Origin of the sequence: Calditerrivibrio sp., assembly GCA_026415135.1 — a bacterium.
Classification (GTDB): domain Bacteria; phylum Chrysiogenota; class Deferribacteres; order Deferribacterales; family Calditerrivibrionaceae; genus Calditerrivibrio.
In genome coordinates this window covers 104,521-127,977 of record JAOAHS010000037.1, presented here as the reverse complement: position 1 = coordinate 127,977, position 23,457 = coordinate 104,521, and the positions used below count along the sequence as shown (strand labels likewise).

The following is a 23,457-nucleotide window of genomic DNA, read 5'->3' as shown; positions in this document are numbered from 1 at the left end:
ATAGCTATTTTAGATACATAAAAAGCAGGGATAACCCTGCTTTTGAAATTAATTTGTTGGTTCAAAGCTGTCCTTAGGGGCACCACACTCGGGACATACCCAACCATCTGGCACATCTTCCCATTTTGTTCCAGGTGCCACATCGTTTTCTGGATCTCCAATTACTGGATCATAAATATAACCACAGATCGTGCATATGTACTTTTGCATCTTCTTCCTCCTTTTTTAGAGTTAAAATATATTTAATTTAAATTTTGTCAAATAGTTTTTGGTTCATTCACTTTTAGGTTGATCTTTTTAATCAACCTTCTCTTTATTTCAATAACATAATTCTCATATTCTGAAGCTTTTGCTAAAGGGATCTGGCCACCAGCAGACTTCATATGCCCCCCACCTGTTCCTATACCCTTTACTATACCTAATGCTATCATCCCTACTTTTCTCTTAGACTGTTTGCATCTTAGAGAGAAAAAAGCCATATTATCTACTCTCCCAATAACAAATGACCATTTTATATCACGCATCCTAAGAAAAAAGTCAGAGGTCTCTGCAATAAGATCAGCATTTCGAACATCTTTTAGATCACAAAATATAAGATCACCATAAATCTGTGCATTTTCAAGGGCAATTTTTATATTTTTGTAATAGTATTTTGGAATTTCTGGTGTTTCTATCTTTGATAGCTTTTTTAAAGAGATATGGGGCAGTACATAGCTCATCATAGCAAGGTCGATTCTGTTATTTTGCCTACCTGCTCCTACAGTATCAGTTCTGATCCCATAGAAAAGAGCCGTTGCAATATTTTGATCACATATAATCCCAAGCTCTTTACAATACTCTGTTATTATAGAACTTGTACTACCATAGTCGTTTCTTATATCGTACACCTTCGCTTTTTTCGTAGGATCTCTGAAATTATGATGATCAATGATCACATCAGGGAAATAACCCTTAGGAATATAAACGTTTCCTGCGGTGGGCTGTGTATCCACAACCACTAACCCATCATATCTGGAAAAGTCAAGCATAGTAGAGGGGTAAATATCAATTCCACATTGTCTTACAAGCTCCCGATTTTCAGCTCTACCCACTATACCATGATAAGCTATCGTGCATCTTTTTTGTAAGACTTTTTGTAAAATGTACTTTAGACCAAAAGCTGCTGCAAGTGTATCTGGATCCGGGTTGTTATGGGTGAGGATCAATATTTTTCGTCTGGGTTTTAAGACTTCTAAGATCTGTTTGATCATTGTTATCTAAACTCCATTATCACAGCATTTTCATGGCTAACTATCTCCACGTTTGTATTGTTTAAAAGCTCTTTAACAACCTTTGTAATGGCTCCAACATCTGTTCTGGTATTTATTTCAAACTCTGCTTTACCCGTGATAAAGGACTTCACCTTAACGGTAGTAAAAAATCCCTTAGCCTTCAAATAGTCCATGATATTTATCACCTGATTGAAAGAGCTAAAATTAATAAACACGAGATCGATTTTTTGATCTTTTGTCTCATTCTGTGTCATCTTAGACATCGGCAGGAAATTAGTGTTAACATAGGTGATGGTTGTCAAAAATACCTTTACAAAAGACTCTTTTAACCCATCATTGTTCATCTTGCCGATAGTAGCTTCAGCCCTTATGATTGGATAAGTATCTTTTTTTGTGTAAAAGTAGGATTCGGATACCAACTTAGTGTTGTTTTTCAATTTTTCGATCTTCAAGGTGGTAAAGATCATATATCTGGATCTGTTTTTACTAAAAACGCTATAAGCTTTTTCATGATCCCCTATTTTATCCAGATTTAATAAAAAATCCTCCTGAAACTTTAATGAAAAACCATGCTCTTCAATGATAAACCTTGCACTATCATAAAAGATATCTTTATACTCCATAAGATTGTTTTCCAGCTTTATAAAATAAACAAGGGTATTTGGGTTACTCTTTGTGGAAATACTCACCGATCCTATCTCATCGAATTCAGCTTCCACAGTATAATAAACGGTATATTGTTTTACTCCTCGCTCTATAATGCGATAGTTTTTAATAAGCTTGATATGTTCGGCAGTTATACTTTCGGCAAGATCAGGATTTTTCTCTGAATAATAATTTGCAATGGCATTTATAAGGGCATTGTTAAGAGCACGCTTATCTGCAGCTTTTATGCCACCATCCATCGAAGATGTGCCGGTACCTGTGGACACAGCAGCATAAGAGATCGTATATAATAAAAAAATAATTAGAACACTAAGAAGTCTTCTTATCATCTAACATTGCCTTTAACGTTTTTTCCAAACCCCAGTATACTTCTGTCCAATTCTTCCACCCCAATACTTTATATGCATAATCTGATGAAATACAACAGTTTTTATCTATCTTATTTTTAAATATAACCAAATCATCTCTTCGCCTTTCACCTGTAAGTTTATAGAAAACTTCTTTTACCTGCATGTAAAAATCCCTCAACATAATATTTACCCCACCCATATTGAAGATATCGTACCCTTTTGAATTAAAACTGATCAACCTCTCATATCCCACTAACAGATCTTCAAAAAGAATAGCATTCACACAAGTCTTGTCTGAAAAATCTACACTTATCTGCTCATCATTTAAGACTGCATTTATGATATTCATAAGGAGATGATCCCCTTTTAGTCCATAACCATAGAGAGATGGTATCCTCAAAATGGTTATAGGTAGTCCAAAGTTCATATGTATAGATCTTAAAAGCTGCTCTACAGATAGTTTTATGGAAGCATTTTTACTTAATGGTTTTGTGGGATAAGACTCATCAAAAGGTTTATCATCATCAGAAAAACCGTACACATAACAGGAACTGGTATAGACAAACCGCTTATGTTCATTTTTAGCTAATATGTATTCAATAGCTATATTCAAAGGTCCTAAAAGATTGTTTTGGTAATACTCAAGACCATCTGTAGAGATATCATGGAGCAAAGATTCAAAGGCAGTTGTATAGACTATATCAATCCCATGTATTTCTGACAAATTACTCAAGGCAGTATGATTTAACAAAAAGATCTCTCTAATCAACTTTTTGTTTAAGACATCCCCTTTAATATACCAAAAATTTGGCAAATTCTCTAAAATCTCCTTATGATTAATATATTTTTGGTCTTTTTCGTTATCAATACCTACAACATTATACATGGGGAAGTTTTCGGCAAGTAATCTTGCCAAATTGAATCCCAAAAAACCAAGAGTACCTGTGATCAAAATATTTCTTCCCATTAATTTCTGTATATCTCCCGTTGGGTGGCTCCAATACCTTTTAACTCTATTAGAACAAAAACTACACGCTCTCTTTTTTTATCAGAACCGGTTTTTGTTAGATCCATGTATGAATCCTCTTTGTATAAAAGACCTAAACTCCAGCACTCAGACTTGTATAACAGCTTACTATAAAACTCTCTGTTATCAAGCGTAGCTGGATTTAACCTAAATCTATTATCGATTTTACCAACTTTTTTGTAAAATTCCAAATCAAATTTATCAAACCTCCCGCCTATTTTGAGGCCAGCATTTGCATTATCACCATTTACTATATTTTTATCAAAGGATTGGGTGTAGGTAAGATATAAATTAAGGTGGGATAAGGTTATTGAGTTTTTATAATATTCAATCTGACCTGTATAATAGTTATACCTTTTTTCAAAATCAAAGAAAAGTGTTTTTAGATAATTAAAGCTTAACTTTGACTGTAGCGGTGTCCATTTATTCTCCACCAACGATTGATTATATCCTTGAACAAACTCTAATTTTAATATATAGTTAACACTCTTAATATAATTGGTCATAGTATATCTATAAAGGTTTTGTCTTTCGATTCTATCATATTCTATACTGTTGGGTAATACACTTTGATTTATCTCTGGTGTTTGAAAATATTCCAGCGTGTTGTAAAACGAATGTCTAAAATTGTCATAATTTTTATATATTTCATTTAAATTTATAGAATATCCCAATGTATAGATATACCTTGCTGCGGCGTCTTCATCAGTTTTTAGGCTTGCAAAACTACTTTCTTTCTCTTCAAAGGGTGATAATCCCTTACTAAAATTATACCAATAGGTGGCGTACTGGGTATAAAAAGGGGTGAAAGTAGCAATCTTGAGATCAAAAGGTTTATAAAGCTTAATCCTGCTATTGAGCCTTTCATAGTTATAAACCGAAACCACTTCATTATTTTCATTGTAGTAGGTAAGCGATCTCTTTTCCACAAAATTATAGTCTATAAGGTAGTCAAACTTTAAATAACTTGCCCCTAAGGAGTGCTTTTCAAGTTGTATATTTGGCTTTTGATAGAGATTATCTTTAGTATAACTGTTTACATTGTCATAAAACTGCATACTATCCTTATAACGAATAGTTAGATCACCATACTTATTGTAATAATTTAACCTAAATTCTGCGATATATTCATTTTTGTTGGGGTCCATACCCGGAAGTTTATCCACCATATTGTAATCTTTAAAATCCCTTTTGTACCTAAAATCTGAGGCATAGTTCACGTTAAATCTGAACTCTAAATTATCCGCAATAAACTTGTTACCCACTCCATACAATCTCCACCTGGATTCCTTGTCAGCATCAGAGTCTTTATCATCAATAAACTCACCAATAATATGTATCCTCTCCTTCTTACTAACAGCATAACGAAATTCGTTTAAAACCATGAGACCATTGTTTGAAAAGACGTTTAACCCAGTGGTCATATCTTTGTCCACATCTATAGCCCAAAAGTATTTAGGTGTAATAAAAAAACCCTTACTACTACTAAATCCAAACTGAGGAACCAGAAACCCACTTTGTCTCTCTTTCTTTATAGGCCAAACAAAGTATGGAAAATACAAAACAGGAACATCCTTTATATTTGCGAAAGAATGTTTTGCCTTGAAATACTGACCAACATCTATTCTTGCATTGTTGGCAGAAAAAGACCAGTCTGGGTTATCACCCGAACAGGTGGTTAAAGAAGCATTATCCAACAAAAAACTATTACCCTCCAGTTTCTCCAATCTATCCGCAGCAAAATAGCTCCATGGGGCATAAAACCCTTTCCCCTTCCTAAAAAAACCTGTTTTATTATCTAAGTAGATCTTAGCGTATTCAGCTCTAATGATATTATCCTTGTCCTTAAAAACCACATTGCCCTCGAGCTCTACAAGGTTTGTTGTTCTATCCAGCATAGCTTTATCAGAGGACACAACCATATCGTTATATATAATCAATACAGAACCGGTTGCAGTAGTCAAATTATCTTTTGTACTTAGGCTATCTGCCTCGATAGTGACCTTTTCGGCCAAAACATCAAAAGACAACAATAACAGTAACAACAATACATAAAAAACTCTAATCACCTAACATCCGCCACTATTTTTCTCAAAAAACCACACAGATATAAAGACCCTGTGATGAGTATATCAGATTTGGAAGAAATGTAAATCGATTTATAAATAGCATCCAAAGGGTCTTTTATTCTAAACAAATTATCCCCCTTGATACCTTCCACATCAATACTTCTATCATTACCCGGAATCTCGGTGAGTATAATATGCTTTACCCGTTTTTTTAAGATCTCTATCATTTTATAAACAGGTCTATCCCTTGTGCAAGAAAAGATAGCTGTATCTACATCCAAAACTTTTAAAGTTGATAAAAGACCATTTGGATTGTGGGAACCATCAAGAATAAACCTACCTACCCTTTCAAGCCTACATGGTGGAAGAGCAAGTCTTTGATCTTCAATCTCAACACCCAACAAATATTCAACAACACTTTTAGCCAAACTGTAATTATAACAATAGGGGTCTACATAAAAATCCACCTTTGGTCTATCCTGAATAATATATATCTTTTTGTCATACATCTTCTTTAATATATAATCGATTATAAACTGCTTATTTTTACCCACAAAAAATACTGGATTACCCTTTACAATAGCAATCTTCTCGTCAACGATACCGTAAATGTCTTTGCCCAGAAAATTTATATGATCCTGAGATATAGTAGTGATAACAGGGATCTTTTCATCTACAACATTTGTAGCATCAAGTCTTCCACCCATTCCAGTCTCTAATATAGTAACATCTGGCTTAAAATCACTGAACATTTTGTAAGCAATAAGTGTCAAAGCTTCAAAAAACGTGAGTTTGTTCTCTACAATAATAGCCTTCAGGCTTTCAAAGTATTGCCTAAAACAATCATCAGATATATCCTTTAGCTGAAGCTTAAATCTTTCGGTGATAACCTCGATATGGGGAGATGTAAAAAGGGCAGTTTTATAACCCAGATTATGCAAAAATTGGGCTATGAAATAGGATGTACTCCCCTTACCATTAGTACCAGCTACATGGATGACTCTTCCAAGGGTATTAAAATCGATACCTATGTCAGATACCGCCTTAGAAATCCTATCCAGCCCAAAATCTATGGTAACAAATTCTCTATTATCCTGAAAAAAGAAATCAAAAAAGTAATCGTTCAGAGTCATGTAATGCTTTTAGCCAAAAAACTCCAAAAGCTTATATATGGTATCCTTCCATTCTTTTCTTGCTAACACCATATCCACCATACCATGCTGTAGAAGAAACTCAGAGGTCTGAAACCCTTCAGGCAACTTTTGCCTTATTGTCTGCTCAATTACTCTGGGCCCTGCAAAACCTATCAAAGCACCAGGTTCGGCAATATGGATATCACCTAACATGGCAAAACTTGCTGTAACTCCTCCAGTGGTAGGATCTGTCAATATTGATATGTGTGCAAGCCCGTTATTTGCAAGTTTCTTCAAAGCAGCAGAGGTCTTTGCCATCTGCATCAACGATAAAATACTCTCTTGCATCCTAGCCCCACCAGAACAACTGATGGTTATTACATGATTTCTATTAGCAATGGCAGATTCAATAAGCCTTGTTATTTTTTCACCCACCACACTACCCATACTACCACCCAAAAAGGAAAATTCAAAGGCACCAATATGCACAGGTTTTTTGTAAACAGTACCATAACCAGAGATAAACGCTTCATTTATATTGGTTTTTTTCATTGTTTCCTTTATTCTATCTGTATATTTTTTAGTATCTTTAAACTGCAGAGGGTCCAGTGACTTAAGATTAGTATCTATCTCCACAAATGATCCTGCATCGATGATCATATTTATCTTTTCTATAGCAGAAACTTTAAAATGATAACCACAAGCGGGACAAGCATGGAAGTTTTTAGCAACATCATCTTTATAGCTTACTTCACCACATTTGTCGCACTTAACCCAAATATCCTTCTGAATATCTTTTTTCTTCCCTTCTGTAACCTTATGAATCTTCTCAAGTAAAAAAGCCCTAAGACCCATATCTGAGCCTCCATGTTGATGTTTTTGACATTTTTCTTGCATTTTACATTAAAAATTCTATTATGCAATAGTAATTTTTTTGGTAATATTAAACTAACAAGGTATCTATTTCTTAAAAAAGAAATACTTTTTTTGGAGAACATTATGATAAAGATTTTTATTCTCTTTGTTGTTGGAGTAATAACAGGCTTTATAAACGTATTGGGTGGTGGTGGATCATTTTTAACATTGCCAATACTGATTTTTTTAGGCTTACCTGCAACCATAGCTAATGGCACAAATAGACTGGGTATTTTACTGCAAAATATTTCAGCCATTTACAAATACATATCATCAGGGCACTTTCCACTCAAATTTGCTCTTGCCATATCCCTACCAGTGGTATTAGGTAGTGTAACCGGTGCCAAAATTGCAGTAGTCATAAGTGATAAAAGCTTCACTAAGTATTTAGCCATATTTATGTTTGTCATCACTATCCTAACCATATTTAACCCCACTAAAAGATTAGATTTCAAAAACAGATACCTACAGGGTTTAGCTGCTTTGGTTATCTTTTTTCTCATTGGTATTTATGGTGGTTTTATTCAGGCAGGTGTAGGTTTTTTACTATTAGCAGGAACAACACTTTTAGGTTATGATCTTTTAAAAGGCAATGCAGTAAAAGTTTTTATAGTTTTTATCCTAACTATAGCTGCACTACCGGTATTTATCCTTTCTAAAAAAATAGACTATGGTATGGGTTTGGCTTTGGGTACTGGTAATCTTGTGGGCGGTATGATCGCAGCCAGTGTTAGTATTAAAAAAGGTGAGAAGTTTATCAAGAATTTTGTAACTGCTTCCATCATAATATTTTCTATATTACTTCTTGTAACGGGATGAACGCTTATTAGCAAGATACTGCATATATTTTACCACAAATATAAAAACGAGTACAGCCATTGGTAAAGCAATATACCAGTTTTGTTTAGCAATATGAAGTACTTTTAAAAGAAATTCCCCGAACCAATAAGCTAACACAATTGTAATAGCTGCCCAGATAAAGGCACTTACCAAGTTTATCAAAGCGAATTTGCGCCAGCAAAGCCTTGTTGTTCCAATAGTAATAGGTATTATAGTCCTCAACCCATACATATACCTCTGAATAAATATGATATACCAGCCGTACTTGTTTAATAGGATTGTAGCCAGTGCAAACTTCCTTCTGTGTTTTACAAATTTTTTCTGAACATAATTCCTATTAAATCTACCTATTAAGAAAAATATCTGATCCCCAGTAAAACCACCTAACCCAGCAACTAAAATAGCTGTATAGATATTCATATCTCCCGTATGAGACAAGATCCCAGCCATCACGAGACCAAGCTCACCTTCCATAACACTCCACACAAAGAGTATCAGATATCCATACTCCACAATTAGTTTAAGCAATAATTCTTCCAATCAGTTCTTCCCTATGTGTATTTTAAAACCTAAAGCTCCAACTCCCTTCCATAAACCTTGACAATGATCTCCCTTGCTGTCTCTTCCACAGATTTGTTTGTGGTGTCCACAAGATGCCATCTTCTATTTTTCCCCACAAGCTCATAGATAAATTCCACTTCCTCAAGAATCTTCTTCAGATTTGTATAATCTGAATTGGTTTTGTAGTGCCTCAGTCGTTCCTGCCTTACTTTTTGAAGGGTCTCCGGATCCATTATAAGGCAAACCACCTTGTTAGGATCCACAGTATATACCTCATCAGGTACTTTCATACCGTATATCAAAGGTATGTTTACCACCTTATATCCCAACTGAGCGAGATAAAAACTTGTAGGTGTTTTTGAAGTACGGGATAATCCCAGTATTACAATATCAGCATCCTTGATCCCCTTCATGCTCTTTCCATCATCATGTTCTATAGCAAAATCGATGGCTTCTATACGTTTGAAATATTTACTATCAAGTCTTCTTAAAAGGTTTGGATCCTCTCGGGGTTCCCGATCAAGAAAAATCTTAAACTTTTCCACTGGAGGACCAAGAATATCATGATGAAGAATATTATCCTCATGACAGATGGTATGGATAAGTCTTCGTAGAGATTTACGAGCTATAGTAAAAGCGACAAAAGCATGATCCTCTTTTGCCTGCTGAAGGGCGACTTTAATCTTCTCCTCATTGTCCATCTTTGAATATACTATAAGTTTTATATTGACGTTATCAAATTGAATCAGACATGCCCTCACCACATTAATAGCACTTTGACCAGTCCCATCCGACAGTATATAAACTTTTTTTACATCCGAGCCACTATCTTCACCTATAGTATGGATTTCCATATTCAGTCCCCCAGTCCAAACTTTTTCTTAAATTCATCTTCAGTTATTATAATTATACCTAGCTGTCTCGCTTTTTCAAGTTTATTACCTGGATTTTCACCAACTATAAGATAGTTCAAATTCTTACTAACACCACTTAAAAGATTACCGCCATGTTTTAATATAAGATCTTCAAAGTACTTTCTCGGTTTTGATAATGTCCCTGTGATAAGGAAATTAAGCCCCTTAAGTATATCCGAAGTAGTTGTCTGTTCGTATTGCATGTTTATACCAAAACGTTTAAAATCATCAATCATCTTTAAGTTATTCCCATCCTTGAAATAACCAAAGATGGAATTTGCTACTTCTTCCCCTATACCATAGATACTTTTCAGTTCCTCTTTATCAGCTGAAACAAGATTATCAATATTTTTAAAATGTGAAGCCAATACCTGAGCCATTTTAATGCCCACACCATCTATACCAAGTGCATAGATAAAACGATAAAACTCTCTTTTTTTACTTTCATGTATACTTTCTAAAAGATTAGCCTCTGATAACTCACCAAACCCATCCAAATGCCCTATACTACCTGGTTTTAAAAGATATATATCAGTTATGGACTTAAGAATACCTAGCTTATAAAAACGTTCCACAGTTTTGTCTCCCAAACCCCTAATATCCATAGCATCTCTTGAAGCAAAGTGGATAATGCTTCCAATCACCCTCTCAGGACAATGCCTGTTCAAACATCTCCAGTAAGCATCCTCCTTTTTCAAAATGGCACCACATGATGGGCAGGAGGAAGGGAATATAATGCTTTTTTCCGTACCTTTTCTCAACTCTGGAACAGTTTTTACCACTTTGGGGATGATCTCACCACTTTTTTCTATAAAAACACGATCTCCTATTTTTATATCAAGTCTTATAATTTCATCCTCGTTGTGCAAGCTAGCTCTAGAAACTGTACTTCCAGATACCTCTACAGGTTCTAAAATTGCAACAGGGGTCACAATACCAGTTCTACCCACCTGAAATACTACATCAATAAGTGTCGTTGTAACCTGTTCTGCTTCATACTTATAAGCTATAGCCCATCTTGGATATTTGATCGTTTCCCCTAAAATATCGCGCACATTATAATCATTGACTTTTATAACGGCCCCATCGAGATCATAATCCATTTCCTTTCTTAAAGACTCTATCTTCTTTATGTACTCCATCAACTCTTCACTTTTAGACAGATATATATGGGGGTTAACAGAAAAGCCAAGTTTATTCAGCCATAGAAGATCCTCAAAATGAGTTCCATATTGTCTACCATCATCCAAAGCATAGATGAAAATCCCCAACCCTCTATCGGAAGCTATCCTCGGATCCAGTACTTTTAAAGTACCGGCAGCAGCATTTCTAGGGTTTGCAAAAAGAGGTTCCCCTGCTTTCCCTCTTTCTTCATTTAGTTCCTTAAAACGCTGTCTGGATAAAAAAACCTCACCCCGTAAAACCAACCTACCTTTAAAATCTATTTTCACAGGCAAAGATTTAATTGTTCTTATGTTATGAGTAACGTCCTCCCCTTCTAAACCATCCCCCCTTGTAACACCAGCTGTTAAAACACCATATTCGTATATTATCGACACAGCAGCACCATCTATCTTTGGCTCCACTACCCAGTCTATACGACCATTATAAACCCTCTGAACTTTGTTTAAAAAATCTTTCAATTCATCCTCACTATACACATTGTCAAGGGACAACATCTTCTTATCATGCCTTATTGTCCTACCCGATGAAACCTTGAAACCTATTCTTTGAGACGGGGAATCAGGAACAACCCACTCGGGATGGACTTCCTCCATAAGTATCAGTTCCCTATACAGTCTGTCATACTCCGCATCAGATATTACTGGATCATTCAAGAGATAATACCTAATGCAATGGTGATTGAGTTCATTAACTAAAGATAGGTACTGCTCCTTAGTCCAATTCACAACAATCTCCTGATAATAGTATTCTCAGGAATTTTATTGTCTATAAAGGTATAATAAACATAATTGGGCTTTGTGAAATCTACATCGTTACCGTTAATATCATAAATCTTATCGAAAACAAACTTTATCCGCTCAAGCTTAGGTGTAACTAATTCCAACTCCTCCCCTTTTAGCATCTTTCCCCTACAGTCAAAACAAAACTTATTACTATCAGATTTAATAACCAAACCAAGAAAATCGGATCCTCTAACATAAGAAGAAGTCTTATAGTTTATACTGTTTTCATCATATTCATCAGCATAAAAACCTTTTGTATATGTTCTATTACTCACACTGTTTAACAGTTCTATCCAATCCATCTCCACTTCAAAACTACCAGACAATGCCTTATCTATAGCTTTTCTATAAACACCAGTCACAATAGAAACATACATGGCACTCTTCATACGGCCTTCTATCTTAAAACTTTTTATACCCATGTCCACAAGCTCATCGATATGCTCCAGTAGACATAGATCCTTTGAGTTATATATGTAACTTCCTCTTTCGTCCTCAAAAATCGGCAAGAACTCTCCTGGTCTGCTTTCTTCCATCAAATAATATTTCCATCTACAAGGATGAGTGCATTCACCCCTATTGGAATCTTTTTTATTAAAGTAGTTACTAAGAACACACCTACCAGAATAAGATATACACATCGCACCGTGAACAAAAACCTCCAAATCGATAGAACATCGCTTAGCAATAAATTCTATTTCCCGACGGCTCAATTCTCTTGCTAAAACAACCCTTTCCACCCCCATATCCTTCCAAAACTCCACAGCCATATAATTAGTAGTATTGGCTTGGGTGCTAATGTGAATAGGGATATCGATTTTCTTATCCCTAATAAGTTTTATGACCCCCACATCACTAACGATGATGGCATCTGGCCTTATATAATTAATAGCATCAAGATATTGGGACAAACCAATAAAATCATCATTTCTTGCATATATATTCACGGTAATATACCCTTTCTTCCCTCTTGATCTCAAAAACTCAAAAGCCTCCTTCATCTCCTCCAATGAAAAATTACCTGCAGCAGCCCTCAATCCAAAATCTTTTCCAGACAAATATACAGCATCAGCACCAAAATTTATTGCTGCCTTTAGCTTTTCCATATTGCCAGCAGGAGCAAGTAACTCAACCCTCATAATGTAACACCACCAAACCGTTTTCTATTGGTACAAACATAGATGATATACCCTTTTCATACTTTATGTTATTTATAAATCTTCTTAGCAATCTCACACCTTCCCTATATTTATAAGGTGTCTCTGACTCCTCTTGAAACACATAGCCATATAAGAAGAGATCATCAAAAATCACCACCGAACCTCTTGTAAGAAGAGGTTTCAATAGATACCAAACCTTTTCATAATCTTTTTTTATGGAATCCACAAATACAAAATCGTACTTACCGCTATCACTTTTCAAAAATTCTTCTACCCTTGTGTGAACAAATCTGACACCGGAATAATTCATCAAAAATCTTTGAGCTACCTCCAGACGCTCTTTATTGTTATCCACACCTGTATAATTTGTCAAATGTCCGTCCAGCATATACTTGGCTGCAGTACCAATGCCACAACCCAGTTCCAATATATTCGAAGGCTTCAATAATGAACTAAAAAATCTCAGAAGAATCCCCACAGATTTGGCCACAACAGGAACATCCCTTTTAGCAGCATAATCATAAAAAGGGTCATAACCTTCGAAGAAACTATTTTCAAGAAAATTATATACATAGGGCAGTAAAAGTTGGGTCTTCATATTCTACTTTTTTGGAGGGAGTAATTGCTCTGAGATCTTTGCAGCTTTTTCTGGGTTTGTTTTACCCATTGCAGTCATTATATTACCAGCTTTTTTACTATCCATCTTTTTTAAAACTTTTACAGCCTGCCCTTCCTCCATCTTTTCTAAAATAGCAGCTGCAGACTTAGGTTTTGTATTTGATAATGTTTTCACAAGTTTATCTATATTTTCGTCATCCACACCCTTAATATCATCATACAATTTCTGCAAGGAAGCCCTTATATCCTCAAGCTCTTTCTGCTTTGCTTTCAAATCATCCTCCAGTAGCTTTAACTTTTTCTCCTTTTCGTTCAGTTGTTTCTCCTTTTCTGCAAGCTGCTTCTCCTTAGCCTGCAAAGATTTCTGAAGATTTTGGATATTGATCAATTGATCTTCTGCATATACACTAAAAGCAATCAAAACTAAGAAAAATATCAGAAAATTAACTCTCATTACCACTCCTTGTAATCACCAGATCATCTATCAACTTCATCTCCTCTTTCTTTAGATAAGCAATATAGTTTATATTGTGTTTCTCCTTTAATTTTTCCATGATTTTCACATCATTCATTGCTGATATAACCTTTTCTTTTTGCTTTTCTATATCTTTCTTCAAAGATTCTATCATATTATTGAGATTTTGCAACATCCCATATAATCTATCGAGATATCTGTTAGCCATTACTATCATATCAAAGTTACCTTCAGTACTAAACAGATCCACATCTTTCCTTTTTATCTCTATCTCCTTAGATAAAGATTCTCTTTTAAAACGGTAGTCCTTCAGTCTATTCTGAAGTTCGATAAGTTTCTGTTTTTCTAATTCAAAAACCTTCTCTCTATATTCAAGGATCTTCTGTAATTTAAACTTTCTATCCAAAACCTTAACCCACTATCTTTTTCATTTGGGCATACGTCGTCTCAAAATCATACCTTTCATCCATCGACTGCCTTAAAAAACCGTTTATTGCATCTATCTTAGCGATAGCAGTATCTATCCTTTTGTTACTCCCTTTTGCATAAGCACCTATGTTTATGAGATCCTCTGCTTCATTATAGGCAGCCATAAGATCCCGCATAATGCCAGCAATTTTGAAATGCTCATCACTGACAATCTCCTTCATAAGCCTACTGGCACTCATGAGTACATCAATTGCAGGAAAATGGTTTCTTGCAGCAAGTAGCCTACTAAGAACGATATGACCATCTATAATGGATCTAACACTGTCAGCTATTGGGTCATTTAAATCATCACCCTCTACAAGCACTGTATAAAGCCCCGTAATCGCACCTTCACCCTTTTTTGTTCCAGCTCTTTCCAAAAGCTTGGGTAAAAGTGCGAACACAGATGGAGTATAACCTTTTGACGTGGGCGGTTCCCCAACGGTAAGCCCAATCTCCCTCTGAGCCATAGCAAATCTTGTAACCGAATCCATCATAAACATGACATTTTTTCCAAGAGCTCTAAAATACTCTGCAATGGTCGCAGCAACAAACGCACCCAATTTCCTCACAAGTGGAGACTGATCACTTGTAGCAACCACCACCACACTCCTTTTGAGCCCCTCTTCACTTAAATCTCTTTCGATAAACTCCCTTACTTCTCTACCCCTCTCCCCTATTAGTGCAATTACATTAACCTCAGCTGTGGTATTTCTGGCAATCATCCCCAAAAGAACAGACTTACCTACACCGCTACCAGCAAAAATACCTACCCTTTGACCATTACCAACAGTAATAAGCCCATCGATTGCCTTCACACCAGTTGGTATAACTGTTTTGATTATCTCCCTGTCCAATGGTCTTGGAGGTTCGTTATAAACCGGCATCAGCTCAAAATCTGTTATGGGACCTTTATCATCTATGGGATTACCCAAACCATCAAGGATTCTACCCAAAAGCTTTTCTGTCACCTTAACACTGTTACCATAGGAGACATTTCTTACCCTACTTCCAGGAGCAATACCTTCACTTTCGCCATAAGGCATAAGAACAATTCTATCATCTTTAAAACCTATAATCTCTGCTAAAACACCATTTTTAGATCCATTTTCGATAAGGCATCTGGTACCAATACCCATCAAGGGGCCATCGGCCTCTATTGTAAGACCAACGATCTTTGTAACCTTCCCAAAAATCGTCAGTTCCTTTGAGAGTTTAACCCTCTTAATCGATTCCAAGCTCTTCATGGATACTTTTTGAAAGGTCATTCAAGATAGATTCTAAAGAGAAATCGGCTTCACCTATCTTTGTTTTTACCTTAAGACTACCTTGAAGTATCGAAGGATCGCCTAAGACATTATAACCAGGAAAATATTCCTTAACTATCTCTACATCTCGCGGATTTACAATAAAATCAGAAATCTCTATATCCTTCAGCTTACCCAAAGCTTTCTTAATCATATTGACGATAAGGGTATCGTTTATTTTTCGTTCTACCCCAATGATTTCATTTATGAAATTGATAATTATATCTGGTATATCCTTGTCTATACTATCCATAAATGTATGAAGCCTGTTTATATATTCCTGAACATGTTGAAGTTCTGATTGGAGGAGTTTAATATAATCTTCTTTTTTAGCATTGTACTCTTTAGTTAGCTGTTGTTCTGCATCGGAAAATCCCTTTTGATACCCTTCAGCTAATCCTTCCTCTTTTCCAGCCGTAAACCCTTTTTCGATGCCTTCTTTAAGCCCTCTTTCATACTCGTTTTTTATCTGTTCTTCAAACTCCTCCTCCGTAATATTTAAGTGTGGGCGAAGCTCCTCCTCAAGGGTATCCTTTAGAATATTTTTAGGGGGTTCCTCCTTTTTTAGTTCAAAAGGTTTAAATACAAATGATGATATGCCCCGCTCGGCATGGGTAAAAACCTTCATGTCAAAAGGAGTTATCACCCGTTTTTCACCTGATTTTAAAATCCTATTGGCCACAGGATCCCCTCATTATACATACTGATCCTCTTCACCACCAGAAATACTCACTAGACCTTCACTATCAAGCTCCCTTACTATCTCAACAATCTCATGCTGAGCCTTCTCAACATCTTTGAGCTTCACAGGCCCCATAAACTCCATCTCCTCTTTCATTGCCTCAACACCACGCTTTGACATATTAGCAAAAAACTTTTCTTTCAATTCATCATCAGCACCCTTTAAAGCAAGTGTAAGAGCTTTTTTATCTGCTCTTTTGAGTATTTCTTGAATTGCAGTGTTACTAAGCCTTTTTATATCATCAAATACAAACATCATATCCCTAATGTTTGAAACAAGTGTTGGTGCATCCTTCTCCAAACGCTCCATGATAACCTTACTTGTATTCTTATCCAATCTATTAAATATTTCCGCAACAGCTTTCGTTCCACCAACTTCTACATTGTATGAACTGATAGATTCAAACCTTTCTTCCAAGACTTTTGCCAATGTTCTAACAACCGATGGAGATATATCTTGAAGGTTGGCTATTCTCATCGTTACCTCAGCTTTTAAATCATCAGGTAACTCAGCCAAAGACTCGGCAGCATGAGAAGGATCAAGATGAGCAAGAACCAATGCAATGGTCTGGGGATGTTCATTAGCTATAAACTTGGCAAGCTGTTTGGGCTCGACCCTTGACAAAAACTCAAAACCACTCGTCTGTTCCAGCATCTTAGTAAGACGATCGATGATCTTACGTGCCCTATCAGGCCCCAAAGATTTTGTAAGGATAGTTTTAGCATACTCCAAACCACCTTTAGCGATAAACTTTTTAGCAAGCATCATATTGTAAAACTCTTCGACAACCGCATCAGCCACCTCAGGCGGAACCACTTTTGTCACAGCTATCTCTTTGGAAATCTCCTGAACCTCCTCATCATCGAGATGGCTCATTATCTGTGCAGAAAGATCATCGCCCAATGTGATCAAAAGCATAGCTGCTTTTTGAATACCAGTGATATTAGACTCTGACATAGCCCTAATCCTTTATCCAAGTTTTTATCAAATTTGCTAACATCTCTGGGTCCTCCTTTACAGCCTCTTCTATCTTCTTGATCATAACCTTTGTCTTTACAGAGCCCACATCCACATTTACCTTTTCCTCTAATTCTGACTCTATCTCCCGCTCCAGTTCTTCCAATGTCTTAGGAAACTTTACACTGTCATCCAATTTCAAATCCAACTGGCTCCCTTTAATAGGGATATCACCTACAGCAGCTAATTCACCCGTTTTAGTTTCCTTGATATCTCCCAACTTTTTCAAGATTGGGCGTATCACAAGGAAATAAAACAGCAAAAACATAATGAGAGCCATAACATATTTTGAAATCTGAATTATGAGCTCATTCATCTTTTCCTTCTCTATTAATTTACTTTCAGTTGTTTGTGAGGTATCAAAAGAGACATTTGTCACCTCTATCTGATCACCTCTTTTTTCATCAAACCCTGCAGCCTTAGCAACTAAAGCTTTTATCTTTTCCAGCTCCTCTTTTGTTCTGGGCACATACTTTGTTGTCTCTTTTTTACCATCTTTGACAATCTCAGCCTTATCATTTACCACCACAGCTATCGTAAGCCTTTTAACGCTTCCGATGGACTTTTCCTCTTTTGTAACAGTTCTACCCACCTCAAAGTTCTGGGTTTCCTCATTTTTAGTATACTGGGAATTGGTCCCCTGTTGCTGAATATTGGGTTCAGCCAAATTAGGCTCCACTCCTGGTTGACCCTGGGGAGTATTTGGGGTATTCTTGCTCTCAATCTCAATGGTTTGGGAGGACCTGAGCACAGGGTTTTGATCAAACTCCTCTTTATTGATCTCTTTTTTATCAAAATCTATCTCTGCAGTCACCTGAGCAACAGCATTATTTTCACCAAGCGTAGTAGCCAAAAGAGTATTTATTTTAGAAGCTATCAGTTTTTCAACTTTCTTCTGATACTCAAGCTGAGTCTGAGTTTTGACATAGGGAAGATTTTCCTCACTTAACGATTCACTTAAAAGATTTCCAGCAGTATCTACAATCTGCACATTCTGTATTTTTAGCCCTTTAACAGAACCAGCAACAAGGGAAGCAATGGCTTTTACCTTTTCCCGGGAAAGGGTTTCACCCTTTTTCAATTTTAATACAACCGCAGCTTTTGCCTCAGTATCTTCAGAGAGGAACAAACGATCCTTAGGTATCGTCAGATGAACCCTTGCAGCCTCCACCTCTTCTAAGGTACCAATAGTCCTCGAGAGCTCACCTTGAAGCGCCCTCTGATAATTCACATTTTGAGCAAACTCAGTAATGCCAAAAGACGCTTTGTCAAAAAGCTCAAATCCTACACCACCACCTTTTGGGATACCTTCCTGTGCCAACTCTATCCTTGTTTCGTAAACATTTTTCGCTGGCACCTCTATCGTCTTACCACCGTCCTTGAGGTTATATGGGATTTTTTTAGCCTTCAGCCGGGAAACAACCTCAGCAGCATCCTCCTGAGTCAGGTTTGCAAACAAGACTTTATAAACAGGCTTATTAGCCCAATAAACTAAAACAACAATGGAAAGCAAAATAGCTACAGCAGCCGTAATTATTGTGATCTGCTGTATCCTCGAGAACTTCTGAAATACCGTCTTAAACTGTTCGGCAACATCCCTCAGATTCATCTAAACACTACACCTGTGTCCTCATTATATCCTGATAAGCTTCAAGTAATTTATTTCTTACCTCCATCATTAGCTTTAAAGAGACATCCGCTTTCTGAATCGCAATCATGGTATCATGTATATCAGTATTTTCTCCAGACATCGCTTTTTTTATAGCTTCATTGGCTTCCAATTGGGCGTTGTTAACCTGCTCGATACTTTTTTTAAGTATGTCAGAAAAAGAGACTTCACTACCACTTTCACTTGCTTTATTCTTAGACTCAGTCAATTTGTTTGGTAGTAGTAAACTTATATTCTTTATCTCGGACATAGCACACCTTACTAACTATTATATTTATTTTTTTACTATTTTACAACAAAAATTTTTATCCTCTTCCTATCTCAAGGGCCCTCATGGCAAGCTGTTTAGCAGTATTAAGAACCGTAACGTTTGCCTCATAACTTCTACTAGCTTCGATCATATTTACCATCTCTTCTATGGGATTTACATTTGGGTACTGAACATAGCCCTCTTCATTGGCATCAGGATGCCCCGGATCATATTTCAGCACAAAAGGTTTTTTATCTTCCACAATTTTTTCCACCACAACACCACCCTTATACTTACCCTCTAACACCTCTTTAAAAATAAGATCCTTCCTCCTATAGGGCTCACCAGTTTCTGTTTTTGTGGTATTTACATTTGCAAGGTTTGAAGAGATCACATTTACCCTAATCCTTTGTGCTGACAACCCAGTTGCTGCAGTATTTAGAATATTAAAAAAGCCCATAAACTACCTCCTATCTACCTTGAATTGCAGATTTAAGACCAGTAAACTTACCTGAGATGATCTGGGAAAACATGGAGTATTGGATACTGTTTTTAGCCATTTCACTCATTTCATAGTCAAGATTTACGTCATTACCATCGTTTCGAAGGGATGGATTGTTCTGTAATCTTACAAAACTTGATGGATCATCTATATTTATACCCCCTTTTATATGCTTATGGTTAGTTGTTTTAAGGGGCAATCTCGATCCACCGGAAAAATATTCCTGCATAACCTCAGTAAACTCAAGTTTTTTAGCTTTATATTTAGGTGTATCCACATTGGCTATATTATTAGCCAAAATACTATTCTTGACACTATTTACCCTCAATGCATAACTTAGATCGTTCACCAAACTTTTATTAAAAATATCCATAATCTGCCTCCTGTAACAATAATTAATCAAATTTTATGCCACTTGACGATGGGAATTTTTTGATGTAATCTCACCCATCATGTCAGAAACAGAGATTGTAAAACTTACAGATAGCAATTTTTTTCCCGCGTTAGACTTAACGGCATCGGTTATAAAAAACGATGGTATAGCTGTTATCCCCACAGAAACAGTATACGGAATTGCAGCTTCCATCTACAGCTCAAAGGGACTAAAAAAGATTTTTTTGGCCAAAGATCGCCCTAAGGATAACCCCCTCATAGTACATATCGCCAATGTGGAACAGCTCAAAGAACTAACAGAGGAAATAAACGAACCTTCTGTCAAACTTATAAATCATTTTTGGCCTGGGCCGCTTACAATCATATTTAAAGCTAAAGGAGATATAAACAGAATAATTACCGCAGGACTGAATACAATAGCAGTGAGAATGCCTAATAACCTTTTCACTCTGAAACTCATAGAAAAAACAGGACCCCTCGCGGCACCATCAGCCAATATCTCCGGTAGACCATCTGGTACCTGTGTAGAAGATATTAAACAGGAGCTTTTAGGTAAGGTGGACATTATCATAGATGAAGGTCTCACAGAAATGGGTCTTGAATCCACTGTAATAAACCCTTTAACAATGCCACCATCTATACTGCGCAAAGGTTCCATCTCAAAGGAAGAGATAGAAAAAGTGATTGGTGATACAACGTTTTTCAAGGAAACAGACAAAGTCCTCTCTCCAGGCACAAAATATAAACATTACGCTCCTAAGTTACCTCTGTGTTTTATAAAAAAAATCGATTCTCATACTAACTTTAATAACTTATTAAGCACACTTTCTAAAGAAAAACGCTTAGCCATTATACATTTTGATCATGATATAACCTACAATCAGGAAAATATCCTGTTATTCAATTTAAGCAACAAACCCCAAAAAGCGATGAAACTTTTTTTTAGTACTTTAAGAAAAGTCGAAGTTCTTGTAGATGAAATTGTAGTATTACCTTTACCAGAATATAAAGGGCTATGGTCGAGTCTGGAAGATAGAATAGAAAGAGGTGCTACCAGGATAATACCAGTTCTTTAGTATTGATTTTGAATAAAAAATGATACATATTCAAAAGGTAAAAATACGAGGTTAACTATGTTCGGTTTGGGATTGTCAGAAATATTATTAATAGCAGTTGTAGCTATAGTGGTAATTGGCCCTAAAAGACTACCTGAGGTGGCAAAAGCCTTGGGCAAAGGGTATGCAGAGTTCAGAAGAGCTATGGATGGGTTTAAGGAAGCAGTTAAAATAGATGATGTTTTAGAAGATAAACCCAAAGAGAAAGACCTAAAAACCGTTTATGAAGAGAAATGGAAACAAACCTCAGAAGAAAGCAATTCGTCATCCCAGAAAAATACGCAAGAGAAAAAGGTTGATCAATGAGACATGTAGATACGGAACAGCCCTTGATGGCTCACCTTGAAGAACTTAGAAAAAGGCTCATCAGGATACTTGTAGCCCTAACAATAGCCTTTTCCCTCTGCTACTGGAAAAGTAGCTATTTTTTCGCCTTTATAAAAAAACCTTTGGATATATACCTGCCCCCAAACTCAACATTATCCATGCTAAAACTAACTGAGGGTTTTATCACAGAATTAAAGATATCTTTCATGGCTGCCGTTTTTTTTTCAATGCCCTATATCCTATACGAATTATGGAAATTTATAGCACCAGGTCTATATGCCCATGAGAAAAAATATGTCTCAGGGTTTGTAATTTCAGCATCAATATTGTTTTTTGCTGGAGCTTTTTTCTGCTATGAATATGTGTTACCCATAGCTTTTAAATTTTTCCTTTCTTACGCATCAGAAGGGATAAGTGCAAACCTTTCATTGTCATGGTACCTATCCTTTGTAGTTAAGCTGATGTTGGGATTTGGTATAGTTTTTGAGCTACCAGTAGTTGTTTTTTTCCTGGCCAATATAGGTCTTGTGACAGATAAAATGTTAAAAAAATATAGGGGTTATTCCATAGTAGGAATCTTCATAATTGCAGCTATCCTTACTCCACCGGATGTGGTCAGTCAGATAATGATGGCTATTCCACTACTTTTTTTATATGAAATAAGCATATTCATAGCTAAAATCTTTGGTAAAAAAGATACTAACCAAGTTAACATTTATGAATGAGCTTGCAGACAAGTACGGAAGAAAATACAAATATATACGTGTATCCATCACAGATAGATGTAATTTCAGATGCAAATACTGTGTCCCCCATGATGGTTTTAAATTTGCTGATCACTCAAATATTTTAAGATACGAAGATATCCTCTTTGTTTTAAAGCTATTGACTAATATGGGCGTAAAAAAGGTTAGGATCACCGGAGGGGAGCCTCTTGTTAGAAAGGGGCTTGTAGATTTTGTAAAGATGCTCAGGGAAAATACGAGCGTAGACGATCTCACACTGACTACAAATGGGGCACTTTTATCAAGATTTGCCCATGGTCTAAAAAAAGCTGGTCTTGACAGAATAAATGTAAGTATCGATTCTTTAAGACCAGAAAGGTACCAGCAAATAACCGGTGGGTTTGACCTAGTAGAGATTATAAATGGTATAAAAACAGCTCAGGATGCTGGCTTTCTAAACATCAAGATAAACACCGTGCTGATAAAAGGGTTTAATGATGATGAAATCATAGATTTTTGTGATTTTGCATCCGAACACAACGTCACTGTGAGATTTATAGAATTTATGCCGATAGGAAATTTTAGTGAATGGTCAAAAGATTCCATCATCAAAGGTAAAGAAGTTATAGATGAGATCGCCAAATATTTTGAGCTAAAGAAGATAGAAAAACATAAATACGAAGGACCAGCACTTAACTACAGGTTGTCAAACGGTGCCAAGATAGGGATAATCACTCCAGTATCCAACCATTTTTGTGGAGATTGCGATAAACTAAGGCTTACTTCAGATGGGAAATTACGCCCATGCTTACTCTCCGATAAAGAGATCGATTTAAATGATGCAATCAAAACAAAGGATGAAGGATCACTCATAGAAAAACTAAAACAATCCCTTGAATTTAAAGACTGGTCGCACCATTTGGATGACTGTTCCCACAGAAGCTTTAAAAGAACCATGTCAAAGATAGGTGGCTAA

At 36.2% G+C, this 23,457-nt stretch carries 26 protein-coding genes; 5 read left to right on the top strand and 21 right to left on the bottom strand.

Annotated features, from left to right (window positions below; all coding sequences use genetic code 11):
* Positions 1-48: 48 nt before the first annotated feature.
* From N3C60_07635 to accD, 7 genes are read right to left on the bottom strand one after another with little or no spacing between them, the layout of a single operon-like run.
* Positions 49-210 (bottom strand): rubredoxin, encoded by a 162-nt coding sequence (locus tag N3C60_07635; protein MCX8084772.1) that lies wholly within the window; start codon positions 208-210, stop codon positions 49-51.
* 47 nt (positions 211-257) lie between these two features.
* Positions 258-1,250: a bifunctional oligoribonuclease/PAP phosphatase NrnA gene (locus N3C60_07630; GenBank protein MCX8084771.1), complete on the bottom strand. Its 993-nt coding sequence runs from the start codon at positions 1,248-1,250 to the stop codon at positions 258-260.
* Positions 1,251-1,252: 2 nt separating this feature from the next.
* Positions 1,253-2,266: a hypothetical protein gene (locus N3C60_07625; protein ID MCX8084770.1), complete on the bottom strand. Its 1,014-nt coding sequence runs from the start codon at positions 2,264-2,266 to the stop codon at positions 1,253-1,255.
* Complete coding sequence (locus N3C60_07620; protein ID MCX8084769.1) at positions 2,247-3,254, bottom strand: NAD(P)-dependent oxidoreductase; 1,008 nt, start codon at positions 3,252-3,254, stop codon at positions 2,247-2,249. The genes N3C60_07625 and N3C60_07620 overlap by 20 nt, the downstream gene beginning before the upstream one ends.
* Entirely contained in the window at positions 3,254-5,383 is a 2,130-nt protein-coding gene (locus N3C60_07615; GenBank protein MCX8084768.1) for a hypothetical protein, read from the bottom strand. Before N3C60_07615 ends, N3C60_07620 begins: the two co-directional genes overlap by 1 nt.
* On the bottom strand, positions 5,380-6,516 hold the full coding sequence (locus N3C60_07610) for a Mur ligase family protein (GenBank protein MCX8084767.1): 1,137 nt from the start codon (positions 6,514-6,516) through the stop codon (positions 5,380-5,382). Before N3C60_07610 ends, N3C60_07615 begins: the two co-directional genes overlap by 4 nt.
* A gap of 9 nt (positions 6,517-6,525) precedes the next feature.
* Entirely contained in the window at positions 6,526-7,371 is an 846-nt protein-coding gene (gene accD / locus N3C60_07605) for an acetyl-CoA carboxylase, carboxyltransferase subunit beta (protein ID MCX8084766.1), read from the bottom strand.
* Between the two features lie 144 nt (positions 7,372-7,515).
* On the opposite strand from accD, the gene N3C60_07600 reads away from it, so the two are divergent.
* Positions 7,516-8,250: a sulfite exporter TauE/SafE family protein gene (locus N3C60_07600; GenBank protein MCX8084765.1), complete on the top strand. Its 735-nt coding sequence runs from the start codon at positions 7,516-7,518 to the stop codon at positions 8,248-8,250.
* Here N3C60_07600 and N3C60_07595 read toward each other — a convergent pair.
* Genes N3C60_07595 through flgB form a run of 14 tightly spaced genes read right to left on the bottom strand, consistent with a single transcriptional unit; the run spans position 8,230 to position 20,294 of the window.
* Entirely contained in the window at positions 8,230-8,811 is a 582-nt protein-coding gene (locus N3C60_07595) for a DedA family protein (GenBank protein MCX8084764.1), read from the bottom strand. The two genes, N3C60_07600 and N3C60_07595, sit on opposite strands and share 21 nt — an antisense overlap.
* 29 nt (positions 8,812-8,840) lie before the next feature.
* Positions 8,841-9,686: a kinase/pyrophosphorylase gene (locus tag N3C60_07590; GenBank protein MCX8084763.1), complete on the bottom strand. Its 846-nt coding sequence runs from the start codon at positions 9,684-9,686 to the stop codon at positions 8,841-8,843.
* A gap of 2 nt (positions 9,687-9,688) precedes the next feature.
* A complete protein-coding gene (gene ligA / locus N3C60_07585; protein ID MCX8084762.1) occupies positions 9,689-11,656 on the bottom strand; it encodes an NAD-dependent DNA ligase LigA in 1,968 nt (655 codons plus the stop codon).
* Entirely contained in the window at positions 11,653-12,852 is a 1,200-nt protein-coding gene (locus N3C60_07580) for a U32 family peptidase (protein ID MCX8084761.1), read from the bottom strand. The genes ligA and N3C60_07580 overlap by 4 nt, the downstream gene beginning before the upstream one ends.
* Positions 12,842-13,471 carry a methyltransferase domain-containing protein gene (locus N3C60_07575; protein ID MCX8084760.1) on the bottom strand — a complete coding sequence of 210 codons (630 nt, stop codon included), beginning with the start codon at positions 13,469-13,471 and terminating at the stop codon, positions 12,842-12,844. The genes N3C60_07580 and N3C60_07575 overlap by 11 nt, the downstream gene beginning before the upstream one ends.
* A 3-nt stretch (positions 13,472-13,474) precedes the next feature.
* Positions 13,475-13,945 carry a hypothetical protein gene (locus N3C60_07570; GenBank protein MCX8084759.1) on the bottom strand — a complete coding sequence of 157 codons (471 nt, stop codon included), beginning with the start codon at positions 13,943-13,945 and terminating at the stop codon, positions 13,475-13,477.
* Positions 13,935-14,372 (bottom strand): flagellar FliJ family protein, encoded by a 438-nt coding sequence (locus N3C60_07565; protein MCX8084758.1) that lies wholly within the window; start codon positions 14,370-14,372, stop codon positions 13,935-13,937. The genes N3C60_07570 and N3C60_07565 overlap by 11 nt, the downstream gene beginning before the upstream one ends.
* 4 nt (positions 14,373-14,376) lie before the next feature.
* Positions 14,377-15,681, bottom strand: coding sequence for a flagellar protein export ATPase FliI (fliI, locus tag N3C60_07560; GenBank protein MCX8084757.1), 1,305 nt, complete (start codon positions 15,679-15,681; stop codon positions 14,377-14,379).
* The gene (locus N3C60_07555; protein MCX8084756.1) at positions 15,659-16,423 is read right to left on the bottom strand and encodes a FliH/SctL family protein; all 765 of its coding nucleotides are present in this window, start codon (positions 16,421-16,423) and stop codon (positions 15,659-15,661) included. Before N3C60_07555 ends, fliI begins: the two co-directional genes overlap by 23 nt.
* A 12-nt stretch (positions 16,424-16,435) precedes the next feature.
* A complete protein-coding gene (fliG, locus tag N3C60_07550) occupies positions 16,436-17,440 on the bottom strand; it encodes a flagellar motor switch protein FliG (protein MCX8084755.1) in 1,005 nt (334 codons plus the stop codon).
* Positions 17,441-17,444: 4 nt separating this feature from the next.
* Positions 17,445-19,109 carry a flagellar basal-body MS-ring/collar protein FliF gene (fliF, locus tag N3C60_07545; GenBank protein MCX8084754.1) on the bottom strand — a complete coding sequence of 555 codons (1,665 nt, stop codon included), beginning with the start codon at positions 19,107-19,109 and terminating at the stop codon, positions 17,445-17,447.
* Between the two features lie 7 nt (positions 19,110-19,116).
* Positions 19,117-19,419 carry a flagellar hook-basal body complex protein FliE gene (gene fliE, locus N3C60_07540; GenBank protein ID MCX8084753.1) on the bottom strand — a complete coding sequence of 101 codons (303 nt, stop codon included), beginning with the start codon at positions 19,417-19,419 and terminating at the stop codon, positions 19,117-19,119.
* Positions 19,420-19,474: 55 nt separating this feature from the next.
* A complete protein-coding gene (gene flgC / locus N3C60_07535) occupies positions 19,475-19,879 on the bottom strand; it encodes a flagellar basal body rod protein FlgC (GenBank protein MCX8084752.1) in 405 nt (134 codons plus the stop codon).
* Positions 19,880-19,889: 10 nt separating this feature from the next.
* Positions 19,890-20,294: a flagellar basal body rod protein FlgB gene (gene flgB, locus N3C60_07530; protein MCX8084751.1), complete on the bottom strand. Its 405-nt coding sequence runs from the start codon at positions 20,292-20,294 to the stop codon at positions 19,890-19,892.
* Between the two features lie 79 nt (positions 20,295-20,373).
* Here flgB and N3C60_07525 point away from each other — a divergent pair, with 79 nt between their 5' ends.
* Genes N3C60_07525 through moaA form a run of 4 tightly spaced genes read left to right on the top strand, consistent with a single transcriptional unit; the run spans position 20,374 to position 23,457 of the window.
* Entirely contained in the window at positions 20,374-21,390 is a 1,017-nt protein-coding gene (locus tag N3C60_07525; protein MCX8084750.1) for an L-threonylcarbamoyladenylate synthase, read from the top strand.
* Positions 21,391-21,447: 57 nt separating this feature from the next.
* Positions 21,448-21,735 (top strand): twin-arginine translocase TatA/TatE family subunit, encoded by a 288-nt coding sequence (locus tag N3C60_07520; protein MCX8084749.1) that lies wholly within the window; start codon positions 21,448-21,450, stop codon positions 21,733-21,735.
* A complete protein-coding gene (tatC, locus tag N3C60_07515) occupies positions 21,732-22,481 on the top strand; it encodes a twin-arginine translocase subunit TatC (protein ID MCX8084748.1) in 750 nt (249 codons plus the stop codon). Before N3C60_07520 ends, tatC begins: the two co-directional genes overlap by 4 nt.
* On the top strand, positions 22,474-23,457 hold the full coding sequence (moaA, locus tag N3C60_07510) for a GTP 3',8-cyclase MoaA (GenBank protein MCX8084747.1): 984 nt from the start codon (positions 22,474-22,476) through the stop codon (positions 23,455-23,457). The genes tatC and moaA overlap by 8 nt, the downstream gene beginning before the upstream one ends.

What these genes read in the sequence shown, in the direction of transcription:
- N3C60_07635 (MCX8084772.1), bottom strand. Translation starts at nt 210, where the DNA reads ATGCAAAAGTACATATGCACGATCTGTGGTTATATTTATGATCCAGTA.
- N3C60_07630 (MCX8084771.1), bottom strand. Translation starts at nt 1,250, where the DNA reads ATGATCAAACAGATCTTAGAAGTCTTAAAACCCAGACGAAAAATATTG.
- N3C60_07625 (MCX8084770.1), bottom strand. Translation starts at nt 2,266, where the DNA reads ATGATAAGAAGACTTCTTAGTGTTCTAATTATTTTTTTATTATATACG.
- N3C60_07620 (MCX8084769.1), bottom strand. Translation starts at nt 3,254, where the DNA reads ATGGGAAGAAATATTTTGATCACAGGTACTCTTGGTTTTTTGGGATTC.
- N3C60_07610 (MCX8084767.1), bottom strand. Translation starts at nt 6,516, where the DNA reads ATGACTCTGAACGATTACTTTTTTGATTTCTTTTTTCAGGATAATAGA.
- accD (MCX8084766.1), bottom strand. Translation starts at nt 7,371, where the DNA reads ATGGGTCTTAGGGCTTTTTTACTTGAGAAGATTCATAAGGTTACAGAA.
- N3C60_07600 (MCX8084765.1), top strand. Translation starts at nt 7,516, where the DNA reads ATGATAAAGATTTTTATTCTCTTTGTTGTTGGAGTAATAACAGGCTTT.
- N3C60_07590 (MCX8084763.1), bottom strand. Translation starts at nt 9,686, where the DNA reads ATGGAAATCCATACTATAGGTGAAGATAGTGGCTCGGATGTAAAAAAA.
- N3C60_07580 (MCX8084761.1), bottom strand. Translation starts at nt 12,852, where the DNA reads ATGAGGGTTGAGTTACTTGCTCCTGCTGGCAATATGGAAAAGCTAAAG.
- N3C60_07575 (MCX8084760.1), bottom strand. Translation starts at nt 13,471, where the DNA reads ATGAAGACCCAACTTTTACTGCCCTATGTATATAATTTTCTTGAAAAT.
- N3C60_07570 (MCX8084759.1), bottom strand. Translation starts at nt 13,945, where the DNA reads ATGAGAGTTAATTTTCTGATATTTTTCTTAGTTTTGATTGCTTTTAGT.
- fliI (MCX8084757.1), bottom strand. Translation starts at nt 15,681, where the DNA reads ATGAAGAGCTTGGAATCGATTAAGAGGGTTAAACTCTCAAAGGAACTG.
- fliG (MCX8084755.1), bottom strand. Translation starts at nt 17,440, where the DNA reads ATGTCAGAGTCTAATATCACTGGTATTCAAAAAGCAGCTATGCTTTTG.
- fliF (MCX8084754.1), bottom strand. Translation starts at nt 19,109, where the DNA reads ATGAATCTGAGGGATGTTGCCGAACAGTTTAAGACGGTATTTCAGAAG.
- fliE (MCX8084753.1), bottom strand. Translation starts at nt 19,419, where the DNA reads ATGTCCGAGATAAAGAATATAAGTTTACTACTACCAAACAAATTGACT.
- flgC (MCX8084752.1), bottom strand. Translation starts at nt 19,879, where the DNA reads ATGGGCTTTTTTAATATTCTAAATACTGCAGCAACTGGGTTGTCAGCA.
- flgB (MCX8084751.1), bottom strand. Translation starts at nt 20,294, where the DNA reads ATGGATATTTTTAATAAAAGTTTGGTGAACGATCTAAGTTATGCATTG.
- N3C60_07525 (MCX8084750.1), top strand. Translation starts at nt 20,374, where the DNA reads ATGTCAGAAACAGAGATTGTAAAACTTACAGATAGCAATTTTTTTCCC.
- N3C60_07520 (MCX8084749.1), top strand. Translation starts at nt 21,448, where the DNA reads ATGTTCGGTTTGGGATTGTCAGAAATATTATTAATAGCAGTTGTAGCT.
- tatC (MCX8084748.1), top strand. Translation starts at nt 21,732, where the DNA reads ATGAGACATGTAGATACGGAACAGCCCTTGATGGCTCACCTTGAAGAA.
- moaA (MCX8084747.1), top strand. Translation starts at nt 22,474, where the DNA reads ATGAATGAGCTTGCAGACAAGTACGGAAGAAAATACAAATATATACGT.